Source organism: Brevibacterium linens ATCC 9172 (assembly GCF_900169165.1).
GTDB classification, from domain to species: Bacteria; Actinomycetota; Actinomycetes; order Actinomycetales; family Brevibacteriaceae; genus Brevibacterium; species Brevibacterium linens.
The window spans coordinates 1-10,560 of record NZ_FXYY01000043.1; the positions used below are offsets into that span (position 1 = coordinate 1).

The window sequence follows — 10,560 nt, forward strand, 5'->3', positions numbered from 1 at the left end:
ACCTTCGCGAGTGGGTTAAGGCGTGGAACGAGGACCCGCAACCATTCGTGTGGACGAAAACCGCGGAAGAGATACTGGAATCTCTCTCACGACTAATGCAACGAACTACCGGCGCAGGACACTAGCATGGCTTGAAATGTTCGACATCGCCCATCCCCGACCTCCCCGCACTGAAGGACCCGACGTGATCAGCTCGACAATCGCTGAGATCGGTGCTGAACTCATCGATTTCCGCCGCGACATCCATGCCCATCCGGAACTGTCCTTCCAGGAGTTCGAGACCACCGACAAGATCGTCGCCCGCCTCGAGGCCGCCGGTCTCACGCCGCGGCGCCTCGAGAGCACCGGAGTCGTCTGCGACATCGGCGAAGGACCGGTGGCCGTGGGGCTGCGCGCCGATATCGACGCCCTGCCCGTCGATGACCTCATCGATGAGGAATTCCGGTCCACCGTGCCCGGCGTCGCCCACGCCTGCGGCCACGACGTCCACCTGACCTCCCTCATCGGTGCCGGCATCGCCCTGCAGAAGATCCACGAGACACGGCCCGGCGGACTCGGCGGCCGGGTGCGTCTGATCTTCCAGCCCGGTGAAGAGGTCACCCCGGGCGGTGCCCTGCGCGTGATCTCCCAAGGCGTGCTCGACGACGTGCCCGAGGTCTACGCCGTCCACTGCGACCCGAACGTCGACATCGGCAAGGTCGGTTCGCGCATCGGCGCCATCACCGCCGCCGGCGACACCGTCATCATCCGCCTCTCCGGTCACGGAGGGCACACCTCGCGTCCGCACCTGACCGAGGACCTCGTCTACGCGCTGGGCAAACTCGCCACCGATCTGCCCTCGACCCTGGGCCGGCTGATCGACCCGCGGCACGCGATCTCTCTGGTGTGGGGTGAGATCAGCGCCGGCCATGCCGCGAACGTCGTCCCCAGCGAAGGGATCCTGCGCGGAACCCTGCGCTGCCTCGACGTCGACGGCTGGAACCAAGTCGCCGAAGTGTTGCCCGAACTCGTCGATCGCATCGCCGGACCCTACGGAGTCGAGGTCGACCTCGAACATCGCCGAGGCGTCCCACCGGTGGTCAACACCGAAGACCAGGTCACCCTCATCGAATCCGCCGTCCGCGGGGAACTCGGCGAGAACTCGGTGCAGCTGACCCCGCAGTCCATGGGCGGGGAGGACTTCGCCTGGTACCTCACCCACTGCCCGGGAGCGCTGATCCGTCTGGGCACCCGCACCCCCGGCGGCATCACCTACGACATCCACCAGGGCGATCTGCTCATCGACGAACGCGCCGTGGAGATCGCCGCTCGCGTGTTCACGGCCACCGCGCTCAAGGTCCTCGACCGCGACCGGTGATGGCCCGGCGGCTGATTGCCCGCGCGCGGTCGGCCGCTGCTGCCCTCTGACCTGCCACGTGATCTGCCACGGACGATGCCTGATTACGCCGTGTCAGGATGGGCCGATAATCTTGGACCCATGAGGATGAGAGCCCGAACCGCGCAGATCGCCGCGCTCGCCGCGGTCGGCGTCCTCACGCTCAGCGCCTGCTCCGTGAATGCCCCCGAAGCCCTCGAAGAGGAGCGACTGGGCTGCCTCGTCTCGGCACCGGCCGGCTTCGACGATCACTCCGCCGGTGCTCTCACCCTCGAGGAGACGGAACTGGCCCGTGGCGCCGGGGTCTTCTCGGGCACCTCGAGTCAACGCGTCTCGAGTGGGTCGGCCACCTCGGCGGCATTGGATCGGATGAACCGACACGACTGTGCACTGACCACGGTCATCGGGCCCGGTGGAGCGGACGAACTCGCGGACTTCGCCGCAGACCACCCAAAGGACTTGTTCCTCGGGGTCTCGCCCGGCACCGATGACCTGCCGAAAAACGTGCTGAGCATGGATTTCGACCTCGTCCCGCCGGCGTTCATCGCCGGCTACACCGCGGCCACCGCCTCGGAGACGGGGAAGGTCGGCGTCGTCGTCGCCCACGGGTTCCCACAGTCCGAACGTATCCTGAACGCCTTCGACTCCGGCGTCGACCTCTACAACAAGGAGAACGATGAGGACCTGCCGAAGGCGGAGTCCTACCGTCCCGCCTCGGGTGGGGCCGCCTCGGCGAGCGGTTCGCCTCGGGCGATCGACGACACCCGCAAAGCGGGGAAGGAGTACTTCGAACGGTCCTTCGACGCCGACGTCGACGTGCTCGTTCCCTTCGGGTCGGCGGCCGCAATGGGGGTGGTCACCTCGGCGGATGAGAAGCGGACCGATCTGACCACGGCCACGGAGGAACCCGAGGGCGACGACGAAGGACCGAGCCTGCCGAAGATCGTGTGGTATGGAACAGCGGGCGGATTCTCCAAGACGATCGTGGCCAGCGTGGAACCGAACGTGCGCCGCGGACTGCGCACGATGTTCCCCGATTGGCCGCAGAGCAAGAACCCCGACGAGGTGGCGCCCGCCCCGAAGACCGGGCCCGAGGAGATCGCCGGCTTCCGCGTCGCCGACCGCCACTACTGGGGCACCCTCGACAACGGCGGGGTGCGCATCGTCGCCGAGGACGGATTCCTCTCCCGCGTCTCCGACGCCGGTCGCGGGATCACGGACCTCAGGGAGCGGATCAAGAGCGGGGAGATCGATCCGGAGAAAGGATGAGGGGCTCAGCCGTCATCGGATAAGCTGAGACGGTGATGAATGTACCCGCCGGCGTCGCATCGGACGACCCCATCCTGCAGCTGCCCAAAGTCTCCCTCCATGATCACCTCGACGGCGGTCTGCGCCCGTCGACGATGATCGAACTGGCCGACTCGATCGGTCACACCCTGCCCGCCTCCGATGCAGAATCGCTGCGCAGATGGTTTTCGGAGTCCGCGAATTCCGGTGATCTGGTCCGCTACCTCGAGACGTTCTCGCACACCGTGGCGATCATGCAGAGCGAGGACAACCTGCGCCGTGTGGCCAAGGAATGGGTCCTCGACCAGGTGGCCGACGGAGTCTTCTACGCCGAGGCTCGGTGGGCTCCCGAACAGCACCTCGAGGGCGGACTCGAACTCGACGCCGTGGTCGAAGCCGTCCAGGCCGGTCTCGAAGAAGGTGTCTCCGAGGCGGCGGCCGACGGCAAGTACATCCGCGTCGGACAGCTCATCACGGCCATGCGTCAGGCCGACAACTCGCTGGCGATCGCCGAACTGGCCATCCGCCATCGTGAGAAGGGTGCGGATTCCGGAGTCGTCGGATTCGACATCGCCGGACCCGAGAACGGATTCCCGCCGTCCGCGCATCTCTCCGCCTTCAACGCCCTGCACCAGGCGTATGTGCCGGTGACGATCCATGCCGGAGAGGCCGCCGGCAAAGAATCCATCCACGAGGCGGTCACCATCTGCCATGCCCAGCGTCTGGGCCACGGCGCTCGCATCGTCGAGGACATGGACATCGTCGACGGTCAGGGTCAGCTCGGCAGCCTCGCAGCCTGGGTCCTCGACCAGCAGATTCCGCTGGAACTGTGCCCGAGCTCGAACCTGCAGACCGACATCGGCGGCACCATCGCCAGCCACCCGATCACGGGTCTGAAAGACCTCGGCTTTGCGGTCACCATCAACCCGGACAACCGGCTGATGTCGGGCACCTCCGTCTCACGGGAGATGCGACTGCTCGTCGACGAGGCCGGCTGGAACCAGACCGACCTCGAATGGGCGACGGTCAACGCTGTGACCGCGGCCTTCCTGCCGCTGGATGTGCGTGAGCGCATGCTCGATGAGATCCTCATCCCCGGATTCGCCCGGGTGACCATTTGAGCTCACGCAATGGCCGGGCCGCAGGCTCCGGTGCGTCACCGGAGCCTGAGGGGCACGGGATTCCGACCCCGCGGGCGATGATGCTGCCCGTCATCGTCCTCGGCGTCCAGGCATTGGCCCTGATCGGGGCGGCGGTGTCGTTCGTCATCACGGCGATCACCGCTGGGCCGTTGGCGGCGTCGCTGATCGGTCTGGCCGTCATGTTCCTCATCTTCGCAGCCGGTGTCGGCGCCGCGGCCCGCGGCGCCTGGCGCCTGCACCGGTGGGCGCGTCCGGCGGCGATCGCCTTCGAGCTGCTCGTCATCGTCTTCGCCTTCAGCGTCATCGGCGGTTCCCTGCTGCTGGGGCTCGCCTGCCTGGTCACCGCGATCGCCGTGATCATGGGCTTCTTCCTGCCCCCGGTCGTCGACGCCTACAACCGCGCTCTGACCGACTGAGCCGGTTCAAGCAGGTACTCGCCCGAACATAGGTCGCTTTTCGATACTTTCGAGCGAGAAAAGTATCCGATAGCGACCTGAGTTCGGCGCTGAGTAGCTGATAGTGACCCAAGTTTTTCGAGTTCGAGCAGCTGGGGCGGCCCGACGCTGCTGAGAGAATGCGTGAACTGTGCGCAGATTGCCAAAATCCGGCGTCTGCCGGGCAATCTGCGCACACTTGACTCGCGTCAGCGGGGCTGACCGCGGCTACGGGGTCGCGGATCAGTCGGAACAAGTCAGCATCACACCTGCGGCGGCGACCATTTCTGGACGCTCGCAGCCTGAGCGGCCATGAGTCGCGAGGGAACCGCGGAGAAGACGGCATTGCGCAGCCCCGCCAGCAGCGGCGATTCGAGTTGGAACATCTGCCCCATGAGCCGGGACTTCTGCGCGATCGACTGCGTCCGCGGGCGGCGCAGGGAGTCATAGCGGCCCAGTGCCGCAGCGAGGTCTGGCGGTACTGAGGCTCTCGGGCCCAAATTGTGGTCCGGGTTCGCGCCGGTGCGAGGGCCCGCACGGTGGTCCGGGTTCGCGCCGGCGCGAGTGCCCGCACCTGTGGCCGCTTGCTCTTCGACTCGTCCGAGCCGGCTCGCCCCAGATCCCGGAGACTCCCCGAGCAGCGGGGTGAGCAGGACTGTGAGTGTCGCCGCATCTTCGAGAGCCTGACCTCCGCCTTGGCCGAGGTCCGGCGTCATCGCATGTGCGGCATCCCCGAGGAGGACGACGCGGCCGCGGTGGAAGCTGGCCAGCCGGCGGGAGAGGTCGGAGATCGCGGTGCGGCGGACCGCCTCGGCGTCGGTGGCGGCGATGAGCTCGGCAATGGGGGAGTGCCAGCCGGTGAACATCTGCAGGGCGGTGGCCTTCTCGTCGGCGAAGACCGCGTCCTCGGGCATGTTCGCCACCGCGAACCAGTAGACGCGGCCGTCGGCCAGCGGGGCGATGCCGAAGCGGCGTCCGCGCCCGACCGATTCCCCTGCCTCGCCGGACAGATCCACCGGCACCGAGGTGATGCCCCGCCACGCGGAATACCCGGAGTACCGCGGTGCCACCGCCTCACCGGCGACAACGGTGCGCACCCGGCTGTGCAGACCGTCGGCGCCGATCACGAGGTCGAAACGTGCAGATGCATCGAGGTGGAAGGAAACGGGTGTGAAAATCAGCGTCCCATCGGATGCTGCCGAGGCCACCTCGGCGTCGGTGCGCACAGTCCCAGGAGCCAGCGCCTCGAGGAGGATGCGGTGGAGATCGGCACGGTCGACGATGCGCAGCGCACCGACGGCCTCGTCGGGCACCCGCGCGATCCAACGACCATCGGCGCGACGCTGACCTGCGGCGAAGCCTTCGACACTGGAGTCGGTCACCGCATCGAATGCCTCGCGCAGGCCCAGGGTGTCCAGCGCGGCGAGACCGTTGGCGAAGATCGACAGCCCCGAACCACCGGCTCGCACCTCGGGGGCACGTTCGAACACGGTGACCTCGGCGCCGGCCCTCTGCAGTCCCACGGCCGCCGAGAGTCCGCCGATTCCAGCTCCGATGACAGCGATTCTCATAGAGTCATCGTCGCATGCAGGACGGTGGGTGGCGAGGGCGCCGGCTGGTCGTCGGTACGCGTTGAGTGTGCGCAGATTGCCCAAAAACCGCCGCCTCAGAATGGCAATCTGCCACCACTTAACTCGGACCGAGGCGGAGCGCAGAGATCATTGGAGGTATTCGCCGCAGGCTTCGGTGAGGAAGTCGCCGGCGACTCCGCCCTCTTCGCCGAGGCTGATGGCGGTCTTCTGGATGCCCCACCACACGCGAGGCGAGCCGCCCCACTGCTGGCGGAATTCTTCGCGACGGCCGGGATCCTCGGCGAGGTCATCGGCGGCCAGCCCGATGCGGTCCTGAGCGTCATCGGCGGTGCAGCGCTTCTCGTCGTTCGGGCCCTTCGGGTCGAGCTCGGGGATGTCTTCGTCGTCGACGGTTGTCAGCGTGTAGGCCGAGTTGCCGATCTCCTCGACGTCGAAGGTGCCGTGGATGAGCAGGAACGGGGACGCCCCGTCATCGACGTTGTCCGCATCGACGGTGACGCTGACGCTGTCGGGGCTGTCGGCAGTCACGGTCGTCTCGCCGGAATCGGGAACCTCGGGGTTGCCGGTGTGCACGTAGACCTTGAGGTAGGCCTCGGTCTTCTTCTCGGCCGCCTCGGCGAGGCCCTGCCACAGCGGGTCGGTGTCCTTCGCCCCACCCGGCGAGGAATCGACGATGGACACCTTCGGTGCATCGTCCGGCGTCTCGATCGGGGTGACCTCTTCTTTGCTCACCGAGGGTCGCGGCTGGGGCCGGGTCTCGTTGGGTGTCGCCACGCAGGCCGTCATCGTGGCAGCAATCGCAGCGGCGGACAGCAGGGCAAGGGGGCGAAGTCGCATGGTTCCTCGAGGTGTCGTCAGCGTCCAAGTGATATGGCTTCCAGCCTAGTGTGCGCGACGGCCCGTGCCCGGGTGGACGCGCGGCAAGGCGGCGAAAGCGGGGCGGGCGCGAGGCCTCTGCCCGGGCGCGAGGCTGCGTCCTGACGCCACAGACCTGACGCCACAGACCTGACGTCCGGCCGCGCCGTCCGGCCCTGCCGACTCAGCCGCGGCGTGCTGCGGCGATGAGTTCGCGCAGGCTCTGCCGCTGGGCACCTGCGGCATCGAAGTTCGCTTCGTCGAGCCACTGCTCATATGCCGTTCGCAGGGCCGGCCATTCGCTGTCGATGATCGAGAACCACGCGGTGTCGCGGTTGCGGCCCTTGTACACGAGATGCTGCCGGAAGATCCCTTCGAAGGTGAACCCGAAGCGTTCGGCGGCTTTCTTCGACGGTGCATTCGCGTCATCGCATTTCCACTCGAACCGTCGGAAACCGGAGGCGAAGGCGAGATCGGCGCAGAGGAAGAGCGCCTCGGTGGCCGCGCGAGTCCGGGCCAGCCCCGGACCCCAGAGGATGTGTCCGATTTCCATGACGCCGTTGGCGGCGTCGATGCGCATGAGCGCCTGCCGGCCCTCGGCCCGCCCCGTGGACCGGTCCACGACGGCGAAGAAGAGGGGATCGGACGAGGTGGCCGCCTCGGCGATCCAGGTATCGAAGTCGCTGCGTTCGGTCTGCGGTGTCTGCGGCAGGTAGCGGAACCGCTCCTCGATCCCGTCCGGTGCCGAGACCGCGGAGAAGAGCGAATCGCCGTGGACGGTCGGATCGATGGGTTCGAGGTCGACATATCGACCGTGGACGGGTTCTCGCCGAGGCGGCTGTGCGCCCGGGAAATCCGTGAGGTCGTCGTGCATGGCTCAGTCTTCGCTGCCGTCGAAGCCGGTGGACAGCTCGCGCAGAAGTCCGGCGAGTTTGCGGCTGCCGGCGGGGGTGAGTCCGCTGAGGATCTCGCGCTCCTTCACCAGCAGATCGGCCAGGGCGGAATCGACGGTGGCACGGCCGCTTTCGGTGAGGTGGACGAGCACTCCGCGTCGATCACCGGGATCGGGGCGGCGTTCAACCCAACCACGGGCGACGAGTCGATCGATGCGATTGGTCATGGTGCCGCTCGTGACGAGTGTCTCCTGCAGCAGGGTCGAGGGGGAGAGCTGATAGGGCTCACCGGCTCGACGGAGGGCGGAGAGCACGTCGAAGGCCCAGCCCTCGATTCCGTAGTCGGAGAAGCTCGACTTCCGTGCCAGGTCCAACTGTCTGGCCAGACGCGAGACGCGGGAGAGGATCTCCATCGGGGAGACGTCGAGATCCGGACGCTCACGTCGCCAGGCTGCGACTATTCGATCCACTTCGTCCATGAATCGATTTTACGTCCATATCAAGAATCTTGAGAGCAAAGATACTTTTTGACGAGAGATTCCTTACGCACAGGGTCCGTTTAACCTGCAGGTTTGGATGGACGGGTGCGTTTGGGAATATGGTTGTCCTTGGTTGTTGCATCCGTCAACGAACCTGCAGGGGCCAACCACCCGGCAGTGAGAGCGAAGGAATACACGTGGATCTTTTCGAGTATCAAGCACGTGACCTGTTCGAGAAGCACGGAGTGCCCGTGCTCAAGGCCCAGGTCGCGACGACGCCAGAAGCAGCGAAGAAGGCCGCCGAGGATCTTGGCGGCGGAGTCGTCGTCGTCAAGTCACAGGTCAAGATCGGCGGCCGTGGAAAGGCCGGCGGCGTCAAGGTCGCCAAGAACCCCGATGAGGCCGAGGCGCGCGCCAAGGACATCCTGGGACTCGACATCAAGGGCCACATCACCGAAAAGGTGATGATCGCCGAAGGTGCCGATATCGCGGAGGAGTACTACTTCTCCGTCCTCCTCGACCGGTCCAACCGCACCTACCTGGCCATGTGCTCGAAGGAAGGCGGAGTGGAGATCGAGCAGTTGGCCGTGGAACGTCCGGAAGCGCTCGCCAAGATCCCCGTCTCCGCCATCGACGGCATCAACGATGCCAAGGCGGCAGAGATCGCCGAGGCGGCCGGCTTCGACGCCGATACCGCCGCGAAGGTCGCCCCCGTGCTGACCAGCCTGTGGACCGTCTTCGAAAAGGAAGACGCCACCCTCGTCGAGGTCAACCCGCTGGTCAAGACCGGTGCCGGTGACATCATCGCCCTCGACGGCAAGGTCTCGCTCGATGACAACGCCGACTTCCGCCACGAGGAGCACGAGGAGCTGCGCGACATCAGCGCAGAGAACCCGCTGGAACTCAAGGCCAAGAAGCTCGACCTCAACTACGTCAAGCTCGACGGTGAGGTCGGAATCATCGGCAACGGCGCAGGACTGGTCATGTCGACCCTCGACGTCGTCGCCTACGCAGGTGAGAACCACAGCGGCGTCAAGCCCGCGAACTTCCTCGACATCGGAGGCGGCGCCTCGGCTGAGGTCATGGCCAACGGACTCGACGTCATCCTCGGCGATGACCAGGTGAAGTCCGTGTTCGTCAACGTCTTCGGCGGAATCACCGCCTGTGACGCTGTGGCCGACGGCATCGTCAAGGCCCTCGAGATCCTCGGCGACCAGGCCACCAAGCCGCTCGTCGTCCGCCTCGACGGCAACAACGTGGAAGAGGGGCGCGCCATCCTGCAGAAGGCAGCGCACCCGCTCGTCACGCTCACTGACACGATGGACGGTGGAGCCGACAAGGCCGCCGAATTGGCTGCTGCCAAGTAAGGAAAGGTCTCTACAACAATGTCTATCTTCCTGAATTCCGATTCGAAGATCATCGTCCAGGGCATCACCGGCGGAGAGGGCTCGAAGCACACCGCTCGTATGCTCGCTGCCGGATCGAACGTCGTCGGCGGTGTCAACGCCCGCAAGGCCGGCACCACCGTGACGCACAACGACAAGGACGGCAACGAGGTCGAACTCCCCGTCTTCGGTTCCGTCGCCGAGGCGATGGAAGCCACCGGTGCTGACGTGTCCGTGGCCTTCGTGCCGCCGGCATTCTCCAAGGACGCCGCGATCGAGGCCATCGACGCGAAGATCGGTCTGCTCGTCATCATCACCGAGGGCATCCCCGTGCAGGATTCGGCCGAGGTCTGGGCTCGTGCGCAGGCGGCCGGAAACGCCACCCGCATCATCGGGCCCAACTGCCCGGGCATCATCACCCCCGGTGAGTCGCTGGCCGGCATCATCCCGGCCAACATCACGAAGAAGGGCAAGCTGGGCCTCGTCTCGAAGTCCGGCACCCTGACCTACCAGATGATGTACGAGCTGCGTGACCTCGGCTTCTCGACCGCCATCGGCATCGGCGGAGACCCGGTCATCGGCACCACGCACATCGATGCGCTCGAAGCCTTCGAGGCCGATCCTGACACCGAAGCCATCGTCATGATCGGCGAGATCGGCGGAGACGCCGAAGAGCGTGCCGCAGCCTTCATCAAGGAGAACGTGACGAAGCCGGTCGTCGGCTACGTCGCAGGCTTCACCGCTCCCGAGGGCAAGACCATGGGCCACGCCGGCGCCATCGTCTCCGGCTCCTCGGGAACCGCTCAGGCCAAGAAGGAAGCCCTCGAGGCTGCAGGCGTCAAGGTCGGCAAGACCCCGACCGAGACCGCTGAACTCATGCGCGAACTCCTCGCCTGAGTCGCGTGAGACGCAACCGCTGCTGAGGGCGGGCCAGCCGATTTCGACCGGCTGGCTCGCCCTCAGTGCATACCAGCTGGCTCAAAGTGCAGGCGCCCCTCTCTGTCAGGCTGGTTGTGAGTCACTCAGTCTGACACTGAGAGGAACACTAACCATGACCATCACTACTGGATACAGCGTGGCAGAGATCCGGTCTTTCCTGGTTCAGTACGACCAGATCC

Annotated in this window: 10 protein-coding genes; 6 read left to right on the plus strand and 4 right to left on the minus strand. The window is 66.2% G+C overall.

The window, feature by feature from the left end; genetic code table 11:
• The first annotated feature begins 184 nt into the window (after nt 1-184).
• From BLIN9172_RS17270 to BLIN9172_RS17285, 4 genes are all read left to right on the plus strand, one after another.
• Entirely contained in the window at nt 185-1,357 is a 1,173-nt protein-coding gene (locus BLIN9172_RS17270; RefSeq protein WP_025778706.1) for an amidohydrolase, read from the plus strand.
• A gap of 120 nt (nt 1,358-1,477) precedes the next feature.
• A complete protein-coding gene (locus tag BLIN9172_RS17275; protein ID WP_240812238.1) occupies nt 1,478-2,644 on the plus strand; it encodes a BMP family ABC transporter substrate-binding protein in 1,167 nt (388 codons plus the stop codon).
• 35 nt (nt 2,645-2,679) lie between these two features.
• The gene (locus BLIN9172_RS17280; protein ID WP_101556122.1) at nt 2,680-3,783 is read left to right on the plus strand and encodes an adenosine deaminase; all 1,104 of its coding nucleotides are present in this window, start codon (nt 2,680-2,682) and stop codon (nt 3,781-3,783) included.
• Nucleotides 3,780-4,220, plus strand: coding sequence for a hypothetical protein (locus BLIN9172_RS17285; protein ID WP_231488584.1), 441 nt, complete (start codon nt 3,780-3,782; stop codon nt 4,218-4,220). The genes BLIN9172_RS17280 and BLIN9172_RS17285 overlap by 4 nt, the downstream gene beginning before the upstream one ends.
• Before the next feature lie 281 nt (nt 4,221-4,501).
• Here BLIN9172_RS17285 and BLIN9172_RS17295 read toward each other — a convergent pair whose 3' ends face one another.
• The 4 genes from BLIN9172_RS17295 to BLIN9172_RS17310 all read right to left on the minus strand — a co-directional run bounded on the left by BLIN9172_RS17295 (nt 4,502) and on the right by BLIN9172_RS17310 (nt 8,057).
• Complete coding sequence (locus BLIN9172_RS17295) at nt 4,502-5,809, minus strand: FAD-dependent monooxygenase (RefSeq protein ID WP_240812237.1); 1,308 nt, start codon at nt 5,807-5,809, stop codon at nt 4,502-4,504.
• Between the two features lie 147 nt (nt 5,810-5,956).
• Nucleotides 5,957-6,667, minus strand: a complete 711-nt coding sequence (locus BLIN9172_RS17300; RefSeq protein ID WP_101556123.1) for a hypothetical protein — start codon at nt 6,665-6,667, stop codon at nt 5,957-5,959.
• A 202-nt stretch (nt 6,668-6,869) separates the two neighbouring features.
• On the minus strand, nt 6,870-7,559 hold the full coding sequence (locus BLIN9172_RS17305; protein ID WP_101556124.1) for a GNAT family N-acetyltransferase: 690 nt from the start codon (nt 7,557-7,559) through the stop codon (nt 6,870-6,872).
• Between the two features lie 3 nt (nt 7,560-7,562).
• Nucleotides 7,563-8,057: a MarR family winged helix-turn-helix transcriptional regulator gene (locus BLIN9172_RS17310; RefSeq protein ID WP_025778695.1), complete on the minus strand. Its 495-nt coding sequence runs from the start codon at nt 8,055-8,057 to the stop codon at nt 7,563-7,565.
• Nucleotides 8,058-8,254: 197 nt separating this feature from the next.
• On the opposite strand from BLIN9172_RS17310, the gene sucC reads away from it, so the two are divergent.
• Both sucC and sucD read left to right on the plus strand, forming a co-directional pair.
• Nucleotides 8,255-9,424, plus strand: a complete 1,170-nt coding sequence (gene sucC / locus BLIN9172_RS17315; RefSeq protein WP_101556125.1) for an ADP-forming succinate--CoA ligase subunit beta — start codon at nt 8,255-8,257, stop codon at nt 9,422-9,424.
• Nucleotides 9,425-9,442: 18 nt separating this feature from the next.
• Nucleotides 9,443-10,339 carry a succinate--CoA ligase subunit alpha gene (sucD, locus tag BLIN9172_RS17320; protein ID WP_101556126.1) on the plus strand — a complete coding sequence of 299 codons (897 nt, stop codon included), beginning with the start codon at nt 9,443-9,445 and terminating at the stop codon, nt 10,337-10,339.
• Nucleotides 10,340-10,560 lie beyond the last annotated feature (221 nt).